At 37.0% G+C, this 22,625-nt stretch carries 13 protein-coding genes; all 13 read right to left on the bottom strand.

Translation table 11 applies throughout. The annotated features are described in order from the left end of the window. Nucleotides 1–154: 154 nt before the first annotated feature. On the bottom strand, nt 155–1,090 hold the full coding sequence (gene cbiB, locus HHU12_RS16440) for an adenosylcobinamide-phosphate synthase CbiB (protein WP_169657840.1): 936 nt from the start codon (nt 1,088–1,090) through the stop codon (nt 155–157). Then, complete coding sequence (locus HHU12_RS16435) at nt 1,081–2,085, bottom strand: pyridoxal phosphate-dependent aminotransferase (RefSeq protein ID WP_169657839.1); 1,005 nt, start codon at nt 2,083–2,085, stop codon at nt 1,081–1,083. Before HHU12_RS16435 ends, cbiB begins: the two co-directional genes overlap by 10 nt. Further along, nucleotides 2,079–3,533, bottom strand: coding sequence for a cobyric acid synthase (locus tag HHU12_RS16430; RefSeq protein ID WP_169657838.1), 1,455 nt, complete (start codon nt 3,531–3,533; stop codon nt 2,079–2,081). Before HHU12_RS16430 ends, HHU12_RS16435 begins: the two co-directional genes overlap by 7 nt. A gap of 333 nt (nt 3,534–3,866) precedes the next feature. Then, nucleotides 3,867–9,665 carry a glycoside hydrolase family 48 protein gene (locus tag HHU12_RS16425; RefSeq protein WP_169657837.1) on the bottom strand — a complete coding sequence of 1,933 codons (5,799 nt, stop codon included), beginning with the start codon at nt 9,663–9,665 and terminating at the stop codon, nt 3,867–3,869. 982 nt (nt 9,666–10,647) lie between these two features. Beyond that, nucleotides 10,648–11,790 carry an N-acetyl-alpha-D-glucosaminyl L-malate synthase BshA gene (gene bshA, locus HHU12_RS16420; RefSeq protein ID WP_062618662.1) on the bottom strand — a complete coding sequence of 381 codons (1,143 nt, stop codon included), beginning with the start codon at nt 11,788–11,790 and terminating at the stop codon, nt 10,648–10,650. A gap of 22 nt (nt 11,791–11,812) precedes the next feature. Then, nucleotides 11,813–12,136, bottom strand: coding sequence for a bacillithiol system redox-active protein YtxJ (gene ytxJ / locus HHU12_RS16415; RefSeq protein WP_062618663.1), 324 nt, complete (start codon nt 12,134–12,136; stop codon nt 11,813–11,815). Nucleotides 12,137–12,208: 72 nt separating this feature from the next. Continuing rightward, nucleotides 12,209–13,321 (bottom strand): hypothetical protein, encoded by a 1,113-nt coding sequence (locus tag HHU12_RS16410; protein WP_169657836.1) that lies wholly within the window; start codon nt 13,319–13,321, stop codon nt 12,209–12,211. 136 nt (nt 13,322–13,457) lie between these two features. Further along, nucleotides 13,458–14,483 carry a PDDEXK nuclease domain-containing protein gene (locus HHU12_RS16405; protein WP_169657835.1) on the bottom strand — a complete coding sequence of 342 codons (1,026 nt, stop codon included), beginning with the start codon at nt 14,481–14,483 and terminating at the stop codon, nt 13,458–13,460. A 238-nt stretch (nt 14,484–14,721) separates the two neighbouring features. Then, nucleotides 14,722–15,492, bottom strand: coding sequence for a LytR/AlgR family response regulator transcription factor (locus HHU12_RS16400; RefSeq protein ID WP_169657834.1), 771 nt, complete (start codon nt 15,490–15,492; stop codon nt 14,722–14,724). Between the two features lie 3 nt (nt 15,493–15,495). Then, nucleotides 15,496–16,500, bottom strand: coding sequence for a sensor histidine kinase (locus HHU12_RS16395; RefSeq protein ID WP_205959904.1), 1,005 nt, complete (start codon nt 16,498–16,500; stop codon nt 15,496–15,498). Between the two features lie 165 nt (nt 16,501–16,665). Beyond that, complete coding sequence (locus tag HHU12_RS16390; RefSeq protein ID WP_169657832.1) at nt 16,666–18,012, bottom strand: TolC family protein; 1,347 nt, start codon at nt 18,010–18,012, stop codon at nt 16,666–16,668. Then, the gene (locus HHU12_RS16385; RefSeq protein WP_169657831.1) at nt 17,996–21,154 is read right to left on the bottom strand and encodes an efflux RND transporter permease subunit; all 3,159 of its coding nucleotides are present in this window, start codon (nt 21,152–21,154) and stop codon (nt 17,996–17,998) included. The genes HHU12_RS16390 and HHU12_RS16385 overlap by 17 nt, the downstream gene beginning before the upstream one ends. 12 nt (nt 21,155–21,166) lie before the next feature. Continuing rightward, complete coding sequence (locus HHU12_RS16380; RefSeq protein ID WP_169657830.1) at nt 21,167–22,273, bottom strand: efflux RND transporter periplasmic adaptor subunit; 1,107 nt, start codon at nt 22,271–22,273, stop codon at nt 21,167–21,169. Between the last annotated feature and the right edge of the window lie 352 nt (nt 22,274–22,625).

The following is a 22,625-nucleotide window of genomic DNA, read 5'->3' as shown; positions in this document are numbered from 1 at the left end:
TCCATAAGCCTAAAATCTTCAAAACTCGCTGCGCTCAAACAAACGAAGATTTTTCAACGGCTTATTACACAAAATTCTTAACGCTTTTCCCTTCAATGCCACCTGAGCACCCCGAACTTTATCAAATCTATTTTTCTATAAACATTCAAATTTTTCAAAGTGCAATTATTATGTGAATAGAGACAATTGACAACACAAAAAGCCAGCTTGTAGCATAGTTGATATTCCCTACTTTATGAATTTCATGATGCTGAATATTTCTATCATTAGAACCGATATAAGGCTTGTCTACTAATTTCCCTCCGTAAAAGTTAGGTCCTCCAAATCTCACATTAAGAATATAAGCTAACGCTGCTTCTGGATAGCCGGCATTAGGACTGCTGTGTTTTTTTCCTTCTGAGAAAACCGTAAAAAGTCCGCCTAAACGGAAAGTAACGATCAACATAAAGAGAGCTGTTAAACGGGCTGGAATATAGTTGGCCACATCATCCAGCTTGGCGGCAAATTTACCAAACTTTTCGTAACGCTCATTTTTGTAGCCAATCATAGAATCAAAGGTATTGATCATCTTATAAGCCATGGCACCCGGCACTCCCAAAATGGCAAAATAGAAAAGTGGAGCAATCACGCCATCACTTAGGTTTTCTGACATGGTTTCTAATGTTGCAGTGCGAATTTGTTGTGCACTTAATTCAGAGGTATCACGCCCTACAATCCACGACAATCGCTTTCTTCCAGCTTCTAATCCGTCTTTTTCTAATGCATTAAAAACGGCAATTCCTTCTTTGACCAACGTCTTATTCGCTAAGCAATAAAACAGTAATACGATACTGATTACCGAAGCAATAATTGCATTAAAAGAATGTACCAAACCCAGAAAATAATACGGTAGGGCAAAAGAGGTACTCACCAATGTAATTGTCAAAAAGGCTCCTTTGATGAGTTTATAATTGCCTTTATTCAACCTTTTTTCTCCAAAAGAAATCAAATTTCCATACCCTACAATAAGGTGTGGTAATGACCTTGGATCTCCAAAAATAAGATCTAAAACAAAAGCAATGGTTAATATAATGACAGATGCTAAATCCATGATTTTAATGCTTTAATGATTTGTTCGTTAGCCATTGGTGACTGTACTGAAAGTCGAATCTGCTCTCCTTCCAAATTGGTGAAGTTAGTCGCATCACGAATTAAAATTCCTGTTTCAATTAAGTAGCTTTTTAACTCACTTGCCTTTCCTTTTAAGAGTTTTACTAAGAAATAAGAGGTGTGAGTAGACTGTATTTCTATAAAATCAACTTCCTTTAATTGTTCTTGAAAAACTTTTCGTTCTTCTAATAATTGATCAATATCAAAAATCAAATCATCGTAGTTTTCAAAAAGAAACTTCCCTGCCGAAAGTGCCAATCCATTTACACTCCATGGAATTCGGATGGCTTTCAAACTATCAACCTTTAATGCGTTTGAAATGATATAACCTAAGCGAAGTCCAGGAATTGTAAAGGTTTTCGTCAGAGAACGGACAATGATTAAGTTGTCATATTTTTTGACCAATGGAGTAACTGAAACTGTGGCTGAAGTAAACTCAATATAAGCTTCATCAATTACAAAAGTTGTCCTTGGATTTTCCTTTAATAGATGTTCTATTTCTGTGCTACTGAAAACACTTCCCGTTGGATTATTAGGATTACAGATAAAAACTAAATCAGTACAATGCTCTTGAATCACATTTCTATCGACCACTTGATAAGCTACCTCATGAATTCTACAGGCATCTTCATATTCTGAAAAAGTAGGTCCAACTATAGTCGCTGATTTCCCTCTAAACAGTTGTGCAATCAAATAAAAGGCTTCGATAGCACCGTTGGTAAAAAGGAAATTATCAGCAGGAAGATCATACCTTTTTGAGGCACAAATAGAGAGCTCTTCTGCTGCAGGAGAGGGATAGTTTTGAATGTTATGCAACTGTTTTTTTAAGGCATCCAAAATGGCTAGTGGACATCCTTTGTAAAAAACGTTGGAGCTGAAATTGTATTTGATTTGACCTTTTATGAGATGAAGGTCGTCACCATGTCCATTTAGCATATATCTTCCATGATTTTATTGATCTCCAAATTCTCCTCTACCCAGTCTGCCAGTTTATCAAACTGTTCTCCTTTGAATGTCTTGTAATCTTGAGCCTCCGCATCAGGAAACTTTCTTTTCAAAAGTTCATTGACCACTACTTGATTATCAAAAACACCATGCAGATACGTACCCCAACTCAATTTTCCATCAAAAAATCCTTCCTTCACATCTCCCATTGTATTCAAAACAAAAGCTTCTGGCACCAACGTTTCACCCATGTGTATCTCATATCCTTCACACACTTCATCATAATTTTTAAAGGTGAATTGTTGTTGTACAGTTTGTTTATTTTCCGATAAAGTCGTTTCAATATCAAAAATTCCCAATCCGAGTTCTTCTTCTTTTTCTCCTTCCACATGATGAGGATCGTAGACCACTTTACCAAGCATCTGATAGCCTCCGCAAACACCTATGATTGGAATTTTGTCATACAATTCACTGATCAATTTATCGATACCTTCTTCTTTCAGCTTCGCTAGATCATTCATGGTGTTCTTCGTTCCCGGAAGTACAATCACATCTGCTTTTTTCAGTTCTGCATGATCTCTAGTATAATAAAGGTTGATCAATGGCTCATTTTCCAAGGCTTGGAAATCGGTATAATTCGACATGTAATAATGCTTCACTACCGCCACATTGAGCATTCCTTCTTCGGCTGTAATATTTCTAGTGCTTAAAGCAACAGAATCTTCTTCTTCAATAATAATATCTTGAGCATAAGGCAATACGCCCAAAACAGGATAGCCCGTCAACTCTTCCAACTTCTTCTTTCCTTCTACAAAAAGGCTTGCGTCCCCTCTAAATTTATTGATGATAATGCCTTTCAACAGCTCCTTTTCCCAATCTTCCAACAAAGCAATCGTGCCATACACACTACCGAAAACGCCTCCTCTATCAATATCCGCTACCAAATAAACACACGCATTAGACGCTTTTGCCATACGCATATTTACAATATCTCTATGCTTCAAATTCAGTTCACTAATACTCCCTGCCCCTTCCATTACGATGGGTCCATACTGATCTGAAAGTTTTTGAAAGGCTTTTTGAGCTTCCGCAAAGAGGTGTTTCTTATTTTCTCCTAAGAAATAATCTTTGGCTGTTTGATCACCAATTGGTTTACCGTGAAGTACTACTTGTGATTTATTTTTTGCGGAAGGTTTTAATAAAACGGGATTCATCTCTACCATCACGGGCAACTGACATGCTTCTGCCTGTACCGCTTGTGCCCTTCCAATTTCCAGTCCATCGTAAGTTGCAAAACTATTCAGTGACATGTTTTGGGCTTTGAAAGGTGCCGGTTGATAACCTTTATTTTTCAACCAACGGCAAATACCTGTGGTGATCCAACTTTTTCCTACGTCAGAACCGGTACCTACCAGCATGATAGGACGCATATTTTTCATTTTAGTTTGATGTTAATTTTGGCTAAGTACTCCGGTGGTCAATTAAACTATATTTTAATTCTAAAAAGAGTAATTAGTCCTATTTAAAAAACTTGGTTACTTCTTAATCCGACATCAAAGAGAGATGAATGAAAATTATAGTGAACTAAGAAATATGGCACTAAGGTAAAAAATAATTTTTGATGGATGGGTTAGTAATCTTTTTAAAGGAGTCTAATTAATGTCATGTTTTTTTTCAGAGAAGTGATTAAGACATAAAAAAAAGTGATACCGTTTATAAATATAAACGGCATCACCCATAATTGACAATTTAACTAAATCATTTGCTAATGATTATCTTTTGATGACTTTCTTACGAAGGACTTCATTTTTCTCATGATTAATAATCTCGAAAACATATGTTCCTGAAGGAAGATCTGCCAAAGATACTTCTACAGTATTTACGCTTTTCGATGTATTAATTGCTTTCACTTGATGTCCTAATAAGCTGTATACATTAACAGTTGAATTTCCGATTGCTCTGTTTAATGCAATTTTAATCGCACCCGTAGTTGGGTTTGGACTTAATACTGCATCCAAGATTTCTTCTTCCAAACCTGACTTAACTGTTGCCTTATTAGTCACACGAGCTGAGCTTGAAATAGAGTCTCCACCAAAGAAGAAACCATATTCAGCATTGGCTAATGCCACTTCAATTTGTGCCCAACCTCTGTGGTAACGTTGTGTGTAAGGCTCTCCTGCCAAGTAAGCCGCTTCTAATCTTGCAAACTCAGGATCGTCTTTGTATTGAGGACGGATCTCTAAGAATGACATACCTGATTGAATTGTAGCTCCACTTGGTAGTGTACCTGTAAATGTTTCAGGGATATATACTTCTTGCTCAAAGATTCTTGCAAAATCAGCTCTCTCTTCTAATGAAGCAACACCTTTGTCATCACGGTAAGTCACCCACATTCTGTCTAAGATTTCTTTTGCTAAATATTGAGCAGCTGTGTCAAGTGTCGCATACTTTTCAGTAGCAGCCGCATAGTAAATCAATGTTTTTGCTAAAGAAGCAGCCACACCTAAATCTTGATTATAGCTTGTCACAGTAACGTGAAGGTTTGCATTGTCACCTGGGTTTGCAGGATCCCAAGTGTCAGGCTCACCTGTCCACTCTAAACCAGCAGGAATATCGAAATCGTTATCACCTACTAATATTGTTTCGTTAACTGCCCACTGTGCCCACTTCGTAATCAAATCTCTTGCTCTTGGATCATTGTTGATGTAGTACAATTCGGCAATACGCTCCATTGACCATACTTGCCATCCAAACCATCCACCTGAACCTGGATCGTGATACACTGGGTTTTCATCATAAGCCATATCGTAGAACGTAGATTTACCAGCAGGATAAACGCTGTAATCACCATTCCAGCTGTTTGTTGCTCCACCTGCAATACCACCTTCAGCAGATTGTAACCAAGTGTAGAATTCCAACTGACGGTCTAAACTTGTTGTCCAGTCTCTTACACCATTTGTTGATACTGGCTTTAATTCTTCTACTTGAGATAATGCATATGCCGCTACTGGGTTTTGGTACCCGAAGTGACAGTGAGATGCACCAATTCTAAATGCCCACGCTGCTGAAGCATCTGTTGCTCCACCCCATGACATGTACCATGACATTAGGTAGTGTGCATTATCATAGCTTGTTTGTGAAGTAGCACTTGGATCTTGTGCCCCTAGTGGTTTGAAATACTTATCAAACATGGCTAATCTTAAGTAATCACCCATTTTAGATGCTTTATCTAAATCTAAGTTGCTAAGACTTACACCTTGCTCCTTTGCATACTCATAAGCCCAGTACATTACTTGAACTGCTCTTGCGTCAGCATCTGGTGCACTTGTATATCTCCATTGCGTAGAATAAGCTCTGTCTTGAGTAAACAATGGTAAGAAACCATCTGCACTACCCCACTTGAATGCTTCCCATGATGGATGAGGTACTGTTTCGAATACAGATTCTTGCTCACCTCTTTGGAAAGTATTGATATATGAAGGTGCACTTACTCCATCACCACGGTTACCATAGCCATAGAAGTTATCATTATCCAATAACCAGTGCATTTGGTAGATATGAGGATTACCATATGCTGCTTCTAATTCTGCTGAAACATAATCACCTTTTACTGGGTTTGTAAAATCTAATGGTGCAGGATATAATTCTGGAAGCGGGAACTCAGGAGCATAAGCCGCTGGACTTGATGGATCATAAGCACTATTTGTTGGCTGATCTTCTGCTGTTGGGATGATAAACTGTTCTGTTTTTCTCCAAACTTCTTGTAATGGCTCCCAGTCTCCTGTAATTCTACCGTGCATTGCTTCTAACCACATCCAATAAGAATATAATTCTGAAGTCGATTCGTGACCGTGATCTGGTGCTTCTACAATTAATGATTCAACAGAGTGGTGAGGAGAACCTTCAGGACTGAAGTAACCATTGGCAGGGTCTAAATACTTATTTCTCATTTCAACGAAACGCTGAATGTACTCATTGTCGGTATCTGGAGGAGTAATAATCACATTATCTTCCTCAGCTGTAATCGTAATGATTGCTTGATCTTCTCCACCTTTTGTATCAGTAACTGTCAATGTCACATCATAGCTACCTACAGCTGTATAAGTATGCGTTGCTAAAACACCTTCGCCTACTGTGCCATCACCAAAGTTCCATGCAAAAGATAAAGTATCACCATCTGCATCTGTAGAACCTGATGCGTCAAAGCTTACCACAAATGGAATATTTCCAACTGTTGCATCTGCTGAAATACTCGCTACAGGAAGTGTATTTTCATCAGGAGGATTTGTTCCACCATCACAAGTTGGAGCTGTTGCGGTTTTGCTGAAATAAATTGTAAAGCCACCTGCTTTCGATACCATTACAAAGTTATCCTGATCTGAAGTTACCCAATAGTCTCCATCAAAACCTGGAATTCCTGAAGCTGTCACCGTCACTGAAGGCTCAGCCGCGTCAAAAGTATGTGCTACTTTGCTTAATAAGTCAACATACCAGTTAGGTTGCCCATTGTTAGAGTTGAACGAGAATTGGTATAATCCTTTATTTGCAAGATCCCAGTTGATTGTGAAATCACGCATGTTACTTAAATCTGGACCACCGTTACCTAATACAAAGATATTTTGATAAGCAGTGTGACCTGTTGATGCAAATGCCTCCGCTTGAGGAGCTCCGAAAGAACAATCTGAAGCAACAGCCATTACTGACATCACTCTCATTGAAGAAGATGCTACAGCACCTGAACAGTTTGGTGCAGTTGCTGAGTTGTTGAAATAGATAGAGAAAGTACCTGTTTTTGATACTAACACAAAGTTAGCTCCATCTAATGCTGCCCAATAATCTCCATCAAAACCAGGGATTCCTGAAGCTGTAATTGTTACAGCTGGCTGAGCCGCATCAAAAGTATGTGATACCTTACCTAATAAATCAACATACCAGCTTGGTTGTCCATTGTTTGAATTGAATGAGAATTGATACAATCCTTTATTCGGCAAGTCCCAGTTAATTGTGAAATCACGCATGTTGCTCAAATCTGGACCACCTTCACCTAGTACATGAATATTCTTGTAGGCTGTATGTCCAGTACTTTCTAATGCTGATGCTTGAGGAGTACCAAAAGTACAATCAAAGCTTCCGTCAGTCACTTTAATCGTTTCTGAAGTGCTGCTTGATTTTCCAGAAGAGTTAGATACTGTAAGCACTACAATATAATCACCATCAACAGCATACGTTGTAGCCGCTGTTACACCTGTACCTACTTCTCCATTACCAAAATCCCACGCATAAGTTAATGCATCTCCATTTGGATCAATTGAAGCCGAAGCATCAAAAGTAACATCAAGAGGCATTACACCACCAGTTGTTGAAGCTGTGAATGATGCTACTGGAGGAGCATTAGGATCTAAAACTGTAATTGATTCCGTTACAGGAGTTGATACATTTTCTCCATCGCTTACTGTTAAAGTAACAGTATACTCACCTGGTACAGTATAAGTAGCTGATGGTGTTACTAAACTTGATGAAGTACCGTTTCCGAAATCCCAAGAATAAGTGATTGGATCTTCATTTGGATCTGATGACATTGAAGCATCAAAATTCACTGTCAATGGTGCAACACCTTGGTTAACATCCATCGTAAACTTCGCTACTGGAGTTCCTCCACCGTTTGGCTCTGAACCGAAAACTAATACTCCATTATCATACACTGGTATTCTTGGCGACTCTCCTTCTGTGTCCAATCCTAATGCTGACCAGTCATTTGAAGTATCGTAAGGTACTCCGTTGGCTACTCTGAAGTTCACTTGTACATCACGACGGAAAGCAGGATCACCGATAGGAGCAATTTGCTCTCCAGCTAAAGATACTTCTGCATAGTAGATATTATTTGTTTCATCCCAAGCTGCTACAGTCATAGTGCTGTTTCCTTGTACCGAGTTTAATTCTGGTTGGTAATCTGCAATCGTATAACCTTCAGCTACACCTTCTGAAATATCAAAGAAGTAACGGAATGAAAGTTTATCAGTCACTCTTGAAGGCCAAGCCGTTCTGTTTTGAACTAATACTCTTACTGTACTACCTGAAGCGTTGTTGCTATTGAATTTTGAGAATGTTCTGATCTCAGCACGAGTTGGAACTTCTGGTACTGGGAAGTTCGCTAATGGAGCTCCACCAAATTCCTGATACATTCTTGCCAAAGCACCTGTGAAACAAGCATTGTAATCACAAGCAACCTCATTGGCTACATAATCTGAACGGTCATCTTCAAATGCATCATTTGGCTCACCTGGTCCACCTACCAATGCACCATATAATGTGTGACTTGGGTCGATTGGATTGTTTAAAAGGTTGTTTGCCCATGCACCGTGTGCTGATCTGTGATGAGGATTATAGGCAGGGTTATTTCCAAAACCTACCATAAAACTTCTGTTGATTGGGTTGTCACCCAAAGCATAGTTGATCTGCTTTACTGCAAAATCATGATACTTTGCTTTTTTTGCAGCTGTTGTAGACACTCTGTCACTGTAGATAAATGCTACTAAAGCTGTGTTTGAACTATGACGCAATGATCCCCACTGCATCAAGTGTGCCTGTCCACCTGGGCTGTAAGGAATTCTATCTCCTTCAAAACCGTCTGTCCAGTAGTCCAAGTGTCTCTCAGCATCTGCTTTGTACTCTTCTTTTCCTGTTAACTCAGACATTAAAACATAAATACCATATGCTTTATCATCCCAAGCTAATCCCCACTTGTAAGCTTTCAAAGTAGATTGTCCTTCATTCGATAAGTTTGTATATTCTGATTCTGCTTTATCTAAATATGTAGTGTTGCCAGTCGCTTTATATAACCATGCTGCACCCCATACTAGCTCATCTTGATATCCACTGAATGAACGGTAAAAACCCGCCGCATCTGTAATGGATTCAGAATAAACACCTCTGTAGTTGTCTGCAAATGCATATAATTCCTCAGCGTGTTGTAATAATAATGCACTGTAAGCTGGGTCAGCATCTTTAAAAACTATACTACAAGCGGCCATTGCAGCTGCAGTTTCCGCCGCCAAGTCAGAACCTGGATTAGCAGCGTCAATTTTATAAGCTGGTCTTGCCATTGTCATTACCTCAGGTGATCCCCAATACGCGTGATCAGGTCCACCTGCACCTACTTGTCCATAAAATTCTGTAGGTCCAGTATGACATTTTATAAAATAGTCTGTAACGAAACGAAGATTACGTCTCATTATTTCTAGTTGTCCACTTTGTCTGTAAGCATCTTCGTATTCTACCACACCCCAAGCGAGGGCAGTAACACTAAATGCCATCGGGAAGCCAAACTTTACGTGATCCCCGGCGTCATACCAACCGCCAGTCAGATCTAAGCCAACATCAGATCCATCATCCAATGCTGAATCATCTCTCCATGTTACCCTGTTCCATTCGGGTAACTTTCCGGACTGTTGTGCTTCATAAAAAAAGAGAGATTTTTGAAGGGCTTCTCCATAATTAAATTCCTGCGCCCATAGATTGTTAGTAGCCAGATACAAAAATAGTATTGCACCCAACATGAAATTGCGTTTCATAATTAGTTGTAATTAAATTTTCTATTTAACGGATGTAATAGAGCTCAACCTTACGCAAAGGGAGCTGTTGTGTTGTAATTATATAACCAAGCAGCAAAGACAATGATATAACCCTCCAGCTAAGAGGTTTAGATTCTTGTACCATTAAAAATTAGAGTGTAGAGATCCGTTTCAGTCCAATACCTACTGAAATTTTAGTTCTTGCAATAAAAGTTTCTGCATTTCAATAAGGTCTAGACTAGATTTAACATGAAAACCTCATGCTCCTCTATCTTGATTATATAATTCTCGAAAAGTGTAGACAGTATTCGACCAGGCATTAAATCTAATGTTCAATAGAAGTGATGTGTCAAGCATTTCCATTAAAAATAAGACATAACTGAAAGGTCTAAACGTCAATTAAATTTTCATTTAGAAAGGGTTGAAGATTGTGTAATTCATTTCAAATTTTCAATAGCGAGTGCTCCCTATATTTTAACTGGTTTCAAATAATAAAAAGACAATTGTAGTGCGGGCTTCGAATGAACGATGCACAGGCTATTAGTGTTGTTGTTTTGTAAAATGGTTTTTAAAAAGAAAGATTTGATATTTAAAATTTACTAGATTGTTTTATTTTAATAGTTAGAAAATAATTAACTCATTTGTCAAAAATTTGACGGTAGCTGGATTTAGTCATTTCATTGTCAATTATTAACAATAATACAAATTTTGATAATAAAATACTAATTTATCATCAGATAATATACATTTATCGTTAAGAGCATGTTTGAAACATCTCTTTTAGTAAAAATTCACCCTTTCAGAACGTGAGTTTATTAATTTCATCGACTATAGAGCCACTATTTTCTCAGAAATTAATTACCTCACAACCTAAAATGGAAAATTTTCACTTCTAAAATATATATTCCATATACTCTAAAACAAAAAAGGGTTATCTCATTCCTTTGATGAAATAACCCTTGATCGGTAAAAAAGAGGTGTTCTAGCCTATTTTCACTTTTGTCTTTTCAATTGCTTTCTTATAAATCTCTTCATATTGAGGAATGATTTCAGCAATATTATATCGTTGTGCTTGTTTGAGTGCATTCTCTTTAAACGATGGAAGGTTTTTATCATCAAGGATATATAAGGCATTTTTTGCCATGTCCTCCACATCACCAATATCGCTCATCATACCTGTTTTCCCGTGAATATTTACTTCAGGAATACCTCCTGCATTCGTAGAAATCACTGGAACTTCACAGGCCATCGCTTCTAATGCCGCCAAGCCAAAACTTTCTTTCTCGGAAGGCATCAAGAATAAGTCAGCTACGGAAAGAATTTCTTCTACTTCTGCTAGTTTTCCCAAGAAACGAACGTCATTGCAAGTACGCAGTTCATAACATTTCTCTTCTAAACTCGCTCTCTCCGGGCCATCACCTACCATCAGCAATTTGCAAGGAATCTTTTCTCTTACTCTCTTGAAAACCTCCAAAGCGTCATCTGCTCTTTTCACTTTCCTCATATTGGAAACGTGAATCAACAGTTTTTCTCCATCAGGACAAATTGCCTTTTTGAAGTGGTCCTTTTTGTGTTTCATGAAGCGTTTCAGGTCCACAAAGTTGGGGATCACTTTGATGTCTGTTGTGAGATCAAAATATTGGTAAGTTTCTTCTTTTAAACTTTCAGAAACGGAAGTTACACAATCCGATTCATCAATAGAAAAAGCTACTACAGGCCCCAAACTGTCATCCTTCCCCACTAAAGTCACATCTGTACCATGAAGTGTGGTCACGATAGGCATATTGATTCCTTTCTTGGCCAAAATCTGCTTTGCTGTATACGCCGCAGACGCATGAGGAATTGCATAGTGAGCGTGTAAAACATCTAATTGTTCAGACTCTGCCACTTCCACCATCTTACTTGTCAGCGCCAACTCATAAGGAGGGTATTTAAATAATGGGTAGGTTTTGATGTCTACTTTATGATAGTAAATATTTTCATCAAAAAAATCTAACCTCGTTGGCTGATCATAGGTAATGAAATGCACCTCATGACCTAAATCTGCGGCTAAACTTTTCCCTAACTCTGTAGCGACTACTCCACTACCTCCGTAGGTAGGATAACATATGATACCAATTTTCATGGTGTTGTCTGTTTGATGATAATTAAGCGACGATGTCTGAATAGGAAATTCCCATGTGCGAAGCGGTATACACTACTTCTCCTTTATCTAATACAAGCACTTGAGGTGATTGGTGCTCTACGTTAAATTTTTCAGCGATTGCATTGGAAATGTTCCTGTATTGGATTAAATCCAAATAATAAGCTGAGATTCCATTTCCATCGTCCCACGATCGTTCTAGTCGGTCCAATGCCATTGCACTGATAGAACAACGTGTTGAGTGTTTTAAAATTAGGACTTTTTGTGACTGCGATAACGCCACTAACTCTTCTAATTGAGAGATTTCAGTTAACTGATGCCAGTTCATAACTTCTAAATTCGTTTAAACAACTTTCGCAAGTTACGCAAATAATATTAGAAATCATTATGCAAAACTTCCCTAGCTGTCGTCATTCTGCTTATTATGATGAATGAACTGCTCTCTTTGTTTACGCTTTTCTTCTAAATCTTTCTGCTGTTTATCTTCCCACATTTGCTCTCTCATTTGCCATTGTTTCACAGCAACTCTGCTGATCACTTCATCAATCACAGAACTTGCCAATTCTTGCACCAGCTTTTCATTGCCTTGTTTGGTTTTTGAGAACATTATACCTTCAATCATTTCATACACCACATCTTTCAGGATCAATTCATTCTTTTCAGAGGAAATATCTTCAAACAAATCATTGGCTACCTTAAAAACAATATCAGAAATAGCATCTTCTAAACGAGAGGAAGCGTAGCTCCCCAATACAGGCACTTTTTTGATGTCTTTTATTTCTTCATTCTCATTGACCGCATCTTCAATCAATATAGAAACGTAGTTTTCCAAATCTCCTTTTTTATTGGCGTAAGCCTCTTGCATAGCATGCATTATTTTCCTTGAAATCCAAAAGGACAGGTTCTCCTGATAAGGCTTCACTACATCAACCATAAACTGCTGATTGGCATAACTTCCCGATTTCAATTCATCCTTTACACCTTCCAATACATTAATCACAACGGCATCTGACACTTCTTCCACTACAATTTCTTTGATATGCAGGATAGTTCTGTAAACACTCAGTTCTTCCAAATTGATCACCTCATGACTATGCCATCTAAATAGCATAGCAAAAATTCTCAACAATCTGAAAAAGTTCATCCCTGGGAAACTACCCACTAAATCATAGAAATGTAAGAAAGGATAGAAATACCATTTTGCATAGGTTTTTGTTCTATAGGCTTCCCACCATGAAGTGAAAAATTCCAATAAATAGAACACCATAAAACAGATTTCGATGATATAAAAATTATCAAAAATATAATCCTTATACCAGCTAGCAGGGGTTTCTGCTATAGCAAACAAAAAGTTCTGAACAATTTCAGTAGCGAATAACGAATTGAAGGTCATCCACAATAAATGAAAAATAATTATGTTCAGAATAATGATATCTCGCACCAGACGTTTGTACTCTTGTTTGTCTAGTTTATCGTAGTTGAAATGTTTTTTGACGTTAAGGAAAACTCTCATTGTTGATGTTTTGGTATTTAGACAGCTAAAATACCAAATATTATGGATTGGTGTTGGGTTTAGGTGTGTGAATTAAGAAAGAATAATTGAATTGGAAGTATTTCTATAGTTCAATTATAAACTGGTGATAGACATCTTATAAAAATAATTCTAGTCTCTTTGCTATTTCTTCAGAGCTAGGTAATAAACCTTCCATTTCTTTAGGTAGATTCTCCTGTAAATGGTATGTAGCGATACCCATTGGACTATTCATATCTTTTAAAGCAAATTCTACTGTCGTTCTGTCTTTTGATTTACATATAATTATCCCTATCGAAGGGTTTTCATCTTCTACTTTGACAGTTTCATTCAATGCCGTAAGATAAAATTGCATTTTTCCTGCATACTCAGGTTTAAACTTTCCTGTTTTTAATTCAATGGCTATCAATGATTTTAACCTTCTATGATAGAGAAGCATATCTATAAAAAACTCCTCTTCCCCTACTTGTAAACGATATTGATTTCCCATAAAAGCGAAATCTCCACCCATTTCCATTAAGAACTTTCGAACATTTCGAATCAACCCCAATTCTAGTTCACGTTCAGAATAATCTTCACTAATTTCTAAAAAGTCAAAAGTATATTTATCCTTTACTGCTAATTTTGCTTGGTGCTTATATTTTTCTTCTAGAGTTTTATCGAAATTTGTCTGATCAGTCAGAAAGTTTTTAAACGCATTACCTTCAATTTGATTGATTAAAATATTTTTTGTCCATCCATATTTATTCGTCATTTTAATATAAAACTCTCTTTCTTGATCATCTTTACATTTACTAAAAATAACTATATGTTTACTCCAACTAATTTCTCCAACCAATGGTTGGAGTTTTTTATTATCCTTGTATTCAAGATAAAAATGACGCATATACCATAAGTTCTGAGAAGAAAACCCTTTCAACCCTGGAAACTCTTTTTGAAGATCATGTGATAAATTTTGAATTACTGATTTCCCCCATCCATATTCTTTTTGTTTATCAATAATAGACTTTCCAATCTCCCAATAAAGTTGAATCAACTCTTTATTTACAGCCTTTAAGGCATTATGTTGTGAGTGGTATATTTTTTTCTTTACCTCTTTAAAAAAATTACGATATGACTGTTCTAAAAAGATTTCTTTATCCATTATAATAATATGATTATCTCCTAGTAACCGTCCCTATCAAATATTATAATTAGCACTTACAACTAGGTACTCCTGTAATAATTAGTAAATACAACTTGCCATTTTTCAGCTAATAAGAACTCTTTTTAGGGACGATACAAACCTTTAAGTTACTCTACTAAGTAGAGTAAATATAACAATTTATCTTAACGTAACTTTTTCTAATCTAGGACGGTATTATTAAAAGTAAAAAATAAAATCACCTATTCAACCACTCCTTAAACTTCCCCATCTTATCTGCAGGGACAAACAATTCCGAAGGCGTCTCTGGTTTAGTAAAAATCTTCAGTTTTGTTTTTGAATACCAAGACACGCTGTCAATTGCATTAATCTGAACGATGTATTTTCGGTTGACTCTGAAGAAGTTTTTAGGATCGAGTTTCTTTTCAATTTGATCCATCGTGTAATTGACATCATACACTTTTCCGTCTGTGACTTGAATAAAAACCGCTTTACTTTCTGCGAATACAAATGCGATATCTTCTACCTTAACGGTTCTGAGTTCATCACGAAAACTGACCATAAAACGTTCTTTGTAGTCATGATTCATTTGCTGTGCGACGACTTGCCCCAATAAGTCGTAATCAATTTTACTTGGAGAATTGTCTGTGATAAATCGCTTTTTGAACTTGTCTACACTTGTTTCTAGATCGGCAAGACTGATGGGTTTGAGAAGGTAATCCACGCTATTTTGCTTGAAGGCTTTGATGGCGTACTGATCAAAAGCAGTTGTGAAAATAATAGGAGTTTCCACTTCTAATTGCTCAAAAATCTCGAAGCTATTACCATCTGAAAGATGAATATCCATAAAGATAAGGTCTACTTTTTCTCCAGTTTCAAAAAACTCTACACACTCCTCTATGGATTCTAAAGATGCTATCACATCAAAATCGTCTTCAAGTTTTCCTAATAGCATTTTAAGTTTTCTTGCACTTGGTGCTTCGTCTTCTACAATCAGTACTTTATACATCGCTTATTGATTTATCAATGGTAATTCTGCTATATATTGATCCCCTTGAATACCAAAAAGTGGGATTTTGTCTGAAATTAATTTATACTTCTCTTCTAAATTTTTGAGTCCTGTGTGTGTGGAAGCCGTTTCTGGAGTATCTCTTGGTTGATAATTATTGGCTACCACTATATTGTTATTCTCTTCATAGATATGAATCTGAAGAGGTGATTTTTTAGAGATTCGATTATGTTTGATTGCATTTTCGATTAATACCTGTAATGATAATGGTGGAATAGACTGAGCAAATAAGGATTCGTCCAAATCATTTTTGACTTGAAAACCTTCTTCAAAACGGATCTTTAAAAGGAATAAATAAGCATCTATAAATTCCAATTCCTGTTCTACTGGCACCAACATTTCTTCGCTGATGGTCAATACATACCTGTATACTTTGGCAAACTCCTGAATGAATTGATCTGACTTTTCGATGTCCTCATAGATTAAGGAGGAAAGTACGCTGAGGTTATTAAAAAGAAAATGATTGTCTAATTGATTTTTTAAGGCAGAATATTTTGTCTGTAATTGGGTTTTCTCTACTCTTTCAAGGTTCAATTCCAATTCATTTTTTTCACTGACTAACTCAATTGTTTCTATAGCAACAATAAATAAAATGTTCTCGACCAAAGGCAATGCAAACATGCCTTCAATGGGTAAATTCTGTTCTTTGAAAGCCATCATTCTACTAAATAAATTCCCAGAATCATACATACTATGCATAAAGCTCATTAGGATACTTGTTACAGCTAGTACCATGGCAAAGTCTACCAAACCTCTTAAAAACATGTGCTTCTTCCAAGGAAGGATTTTATTCAATTTCACTACAGCGAAATAGTATCCAAATACTGCTGTAGAGGAAGTAAGCAGAATCAATGGTAGCATTTCTGAAAGGAAATGGGAAACCTTATTTTCTGAAATATATCCACTCAATGTCAATGTAGTCATCGGTATTAGGATGATACAAAACATAGTGAGCGGTATAAAAAACAGCCAGAGTAAATTCCTTTTCTTTTTCATGTCTCTAATATAATCAGTTAAAGTTTAATGCTCATTTGAATAATTCCCCTTAATTAATAAAAGCACCCAAGCCCGAAGACCTGAGTGCTGGATAACGGGTTTTACACTCTATTACTATTACTCATTAATTTGATCTAGTAGGTCTCCAGATAATTGCAGAATGGAATATTCAGCTACTTTAGCGTTGTACAACGCATCGTTTAATCTATTTTTTGCAGTTTGAAGATTGGTCTGAGCTGTACGGAAATCAATGCTTGTCACCTGTCCCAATTCGTATTGTTCTTTCGTCTGTCTGAAGTTCAATTCGGCTTGTTCCATGCTTTTGACTTCCATATTGGCGATACGTTGTTTGTAATCGTAATCTGACCAAGCGTTCATCACATCTCTTTGTAATTCTTTGGTCAACTGCATTGTGTTTTGCTGTTGTGCCATTACGCTTAGCTTAGCATTTTGTTCCTTTTTCTTTTGCTGATGTCCGTTGAATACATTAAATGACATGGTCACTCCGGCTGACATCCCTAAGTTTTCACTGTAAAGTACCTGCCCTGCATCATTATTCATTCTGTTGTAACCATATTGAGCATAAGTAGAAAGTGTCGGTGATTTTCCTGCTTTCGCAATTTTCAAATCTAATTCTGTAATTTCTTCCTGCTTGTGCTGTGCTAAAAGCGAAAGGTTTTCAGTCATTGCCTGTTCCAATACTTTATCAGCAGTCAAACCATTTATAAATTCAAAATCAGCATCCACTTCGTAAGTCGCATTTACTTCTCCTCCCAATACCACATTCAGTTTTCTAATAGCTGTAAAATAAGCCTGTTCTGTTTGAAGGTAAGCCGTACTATCACTATTCAAATCTACTTCGGCATTTAAAACTTCCAACTTTGTCGACTGTCCCAAAAGATAGCGGTTCTTTAACCTTTCTAATCTTTTATTCGAGGTGACAATTGTTGCTTTGGAAATATTGAGGTTTTCTTGCTCACGCGATATATCATAAAATGCTTCTACCACTTGAAGAACAGTATTCTCTACTTCCTGTTTGAAACGGATGTCTTCCAAAGTCGCACTTTCACGAAGCTGATTTAATGTAAAACGATTGCCATTGCCATTAAACAATACATAATCCATTCTGATGTTCGCATCAAAAGTGGTAGAGGCCGCATTATCCAACTGCATTCTGTTATCGCCTCCTTCTGATGGAGCTCCTGTGCTCATAAACTCCATCTCCGTATCGTTATTACTATAATCTGCAGTACCATTTGCAGTAATGGAAGGTAACATCCCTGCCATACCTGCAGTGGCATTATTGCTGGCTTGCTCTTTATTGACGGACACCGCTTTTAGATTGTGGTTGTTGGTCAATGCCAATTGAATTGCCTCATTAATGCTCATTTTCTCTTGAGCAAAGCTGTTTCCTGCCAACAGTAAGAAACAGAAGGTATAGATGATATTAATAGACTTCTTCATAGTCGTATGCTAATTCTTTGATTGCTGATTCAACAGCTTCTTGATTTACTTCTTCTCCTGTTTTGATCTTCTTGATTTTCACCTTGATTTGATTGAACATCTTGATACAAACTGGAAGAACGATAAGGGTAATTAGAGTTGCGCCTGCAATTCCGTAAGAGATCGTAATCACCATTGGAATAAGGAACTGTGCTTGTAAACTTGTTTCGAACACCATTGGTCCCATACCTGCAACAGTGGTTACAGTAGTCAATAAAATTGGACGGAAACGAGATACACATGCCTCGATTAAGGCCTCATCAAATTTCATATTAGCTTTTAGGTTAAGGTTGAATGCGTTGATCAGAACCAAAGCATCATTGACCATCACACCCAGCAAGGCTATGATTCCCATAAAAGACATCATACTAATGGCAAAACCGTGAAGGTAATGTGCCATGACAACCCATATAAAACTTAATGGAACAAGTGCGAAAACGATAAACGACTGACTGAATGATCTTAGCGTAAAGACCACGATCGTGAACATAAGGATAAATACAATCGGAATTACTTTCGCCGCTGAGTTACCTACCTTCTCCTGTTCTCTTTTCTGACCATCAAAATCCGCTTCTACTGTTTGATGCTCTTTTAATAGGTCAGGTAATAACTCTGTCTTGATTTTATTTAAAATATCTGGAAGAGCATCATCAGGATTTTTCAATTGAGCCGTCAACTTCATTTCTCTATTGAAATCAATATGGTTGATCGATGAATAACCGTCTTCAATAGTGAAATTGGCCACTTCTGAGAAAGGATACGCAACACCATTGCCCATTCTGATTTTCATTTTCTCCAGATCACCAAAACTGCTTCTGTTGTCCATATCATAACGCACCCAAACTTTTACTTCGTCCTGTCCTCTTTGGATTCTTTGGATTTCGTAACCGAAGAAACCTTGACGAATTTGAGAAATCACCTGTTGTTCAGTAAGTCCAAGTAGGTAGGCTTTATCTTTTAAAGAAATGTGGATTTCTCTGTTACCTATAGGATTGTTGTCTTTGACATTTCTCAGCTCAGGCATTTTCTCCATACGGAGTTTCAACTCTTTCTTTACTATCTCTAATTCTTCTAAATCATCTCCTCTTAATGAAACTACTACAGGGTCTCCAAAAGGAGAGAAAGAAGCAAAACTGATCGACTCGGCTCCTGGAATTTTACCGATGGCTTCTGATAGTAAATTACTGACATCGGCAGTTGATCCAGAACGTTCTTCTGCACCTAAAAGGGTAAGGTTGAATTGAACTTGGTGGCCCGAACCCATATACACCATATTCACTTTTTTGATGATATCCTGCTGGTCTTTTTGATCAGGTTGTAGTTCTTTATTGACAACTTCAATGGCTCTTTCAATCTGCTGTACCCCTTTTTCTGTTACTTCTTGTTGCGTACCGTTGGGCATCACTAATGTAATCGTCACATCATCTCCTTCAATACTCGGGAAAAATGTTGCTGGAACTACTTTCTTTGCCATCATACCTACTGAGAAAATAAACAGTGCCATTGTAATACTGAATGTGATGGCTTTGTTCTTCAATGTGAATTCCAATACCGGCAAATACACATTGTCTCTGAATTTGAATAGGTATTTGTCTACTGTTTTGGTGATAATATTAGCTTCTGCTTTTCCATTCGCTTTAAAGGCTTTTGAAAATGCCAGGTGTGCTGGAAGGATAATTAAACCTTCGATCAAAGAAACAAACAAGATCAGTCCTACAATCCATGACATATCTTTGAAGAAGTCACCCATTGTTCCATCAATGAAAAGGAAAGTAGAGAAAGCAACGATCGTGGTCAATACCGCTGAAATTACAGCTGGAAGTACTTCCATTGTTCCATCAATTGCCGCTTGAATGGCAGGCTTGCCTTTTTCATAATGTTGATAGATGTTCTCTGCTACTACAATGGCGTCATCCACCAAAATCCCGAGAACAACGATCAAGGCAAAAAGTGAAATCATATTGATCGTCACACTTGTAAATGAGATCAGTATAAACATTCCGAATATAGAAAAGGGTATACCAATCGCTACCCAAAAAGCAATTCTAGGGTTAAGGAAAAGTGATAAAACAATCAATACCAAGATGATTCCTAGAATACCATTGTCAATCAGCAGGTCTAAACGTTGTCCTAATAAATCCGATTGATCACGAATTACATCAATGTGCAATACATCATTCTCAGCATTGAATTCATCAATATATTCATATAAAATATCTGCTGTTGCTAAAATATCTTCACTGAAAGTATTATTGATGGTCACCGTTACAGCTCTTTTTCCATTCAAAGTGGCTCTTGCAGGAGCGTCTTCCCATTGGTCCACTACTTTGGCTACATCTTTCAAACGAATCACACCTCCAATGTCTGTCTGACGGATGATAATGTGGTCCATTTCTTTAGAAGAATAGCCTTTATTTTTTGCTCTGATAAAAAACTCTTCTTCACCATCTTTGATACTACCACCTGTCATTTCTAGGTTGGCACTTTGCACTGCCATAGCCACTTCTTCAAAAGTCATATTATAACTTTCCAAAGCGTCTTCTTGAAGCAGAATAGCAATTTCTTCATTCGGATAACCAGAGATTTCAATCTTAGAAATTCCCTTTTTCGCCAGTAAATCTTTCTCAACTTTTCTAGCAGTCTCTTTGAGCGATTTTAATGAAACACCATCACCTGTAATACCAAACATAAAACTGAAGTTGGCATCTTCATGTTTCTTAGAAACAACTGATTCAACATCCAAAGGGAAAGATGAAATACCTTCCACCACGTTTTTTACACGCGTCAAAGCTTCATCCATATCAGTACCTTTGAACATTTCCAACGTGATTTTACCTACGTTTTCTTGAGCATAAGAAGTGATTTGATCTAGTCCTTCTAGCCCTTTCAATTCTTCTTCAATTTTCAGAATGACACCTTCCTCCACTTCTTCAGCAGATGAACCAGGATACACGACATCAACATAAATAAAACGCTGAGGAGCATTGGGCATAAACGTACTTGTAATTTTACTCGCCGTTATAAAACCCATCACCAATGTGAGTGCCATTACTAAATTGACAGCCACTGGGAACTTTATAAAATAGGATATTAATTTCTTCATGATTCGATCCGCTTATTTCATCACTTGCACTTTCATTCCTTCATAAGGGTTCTTGATGTTGGTCATCAATACTGCCGAGTTAGCAGGAACACCTTTTACGATTGCTTCAGATCTGAAAGACTCCAGCACTTCAATTTTCTGAATCTTCAGTTTGTTATTTTCTACAATGAAAACCTGATTTTCATCAAAGATTAATTTTCGAGGAATTTGAATCGCATCTTCAAACGATGTACTGTTTACTTTTGCAGTTAAGAACATCCCTTCTTTTAGGTCTTTGCCTGAAGTTTGGATATACACTTTCACACTTTGAGAGTTCGCATCTAAAGTGCTTCCAATTCGGATGACAGTACCTGACCATTCCGTTTCTAATTCAGAGGAATACAAGTTTACTTTACTTCCTTTTTTGAAATGCTCAATATCTTTTAGCGGGGCTGTTACTTCCAATTCATAAGAAGACAAGCTGACCATTTCTCCTAGCTCTTCACCAGCTCTTACAGCTGTTCCAGCTTCCACATTGCTTTTTGAAATTACGCCATTGAAGGGAGCGTAAATTGTATATTTGCTTAATTTTTCTTCAGATGATTTAATGGTATAATAAGAGCTGTAAATTCCGTTTCCGGCGATAAAATATTTTTCTTTTTCTGTCTTAGGCGTAGGTAACTCTTTTAAAGGTTGATGAATATCAAACTCCTTTAAGTATTGATTCCAAGTGGGGTAACTCTCTGAAAAATCTTCTTTTAAATCAGGTAAAATTGCTGTCAGATCTGTCATAAAATTACTCTTATCCGCAAGCAATGTCATATAGCGTTCTTGCTTGTCGATCTGTAAAATTACCTGACCTTTTTTGTAATAATTTCCTTCTCTGAATTTTTTAGCGGAAGACAACAAACGTCCTTCTACTTCCGCATAAATTTCATATCTATCTTTCGCTTTCAGTTTTCCCGTTACTTCAATTGTATTGTGTAAGGTTTCCAACTTCGCGTATTCCACTTTTACTGCTAAATCACTTTTTCCCTCAAGCGGTGCTTCAGGTTCTTTTTCTGGTAATGCACTCACTGCAAAAACAGCGATAATGATAATCAGAGGACTCAGAATTAGATATATATATTTGCTTTTCATCTGGTTGAATAAGTTTAATGTTATGATTTGATGATAACACAAACTTCCTCATTCTAACGCTGTATATAAATTAAAGGAAGACGAAGCCGGGAAATTGAAGGATGAATCGGGAAAATTACAGATGAATCGAAATGGATATTTTGATGAATCGTTGAATTAATGGGTTGAATTAAAAAAATCACCCGACCTCAAAATGATATTACTCATTTGAAGGCGGGTGATTAAGGGTGTAAATATTAGTTATTACCAAGGTTTATGACTTCATCATTAGCCCACGACTTAACCTTAGGTTTGTATATCAATCATTACTTGTAATATTCCAAGAAGGAGGTTTACTTAGTAAGAGGGTTTA

The organism is Flammeovirga aprica JL-4 (assembly GCF_012844305.1).
Classification (GTDB): Bacteria; Bacteroidota; Bacteroidia; order Cytophagales; family Flammeovirgaceae; genus Flammeovirga; species Flammeovirga aprica.
This window is presented reverse-complemented; position numbering and strand designations above follow the sequence as displayed.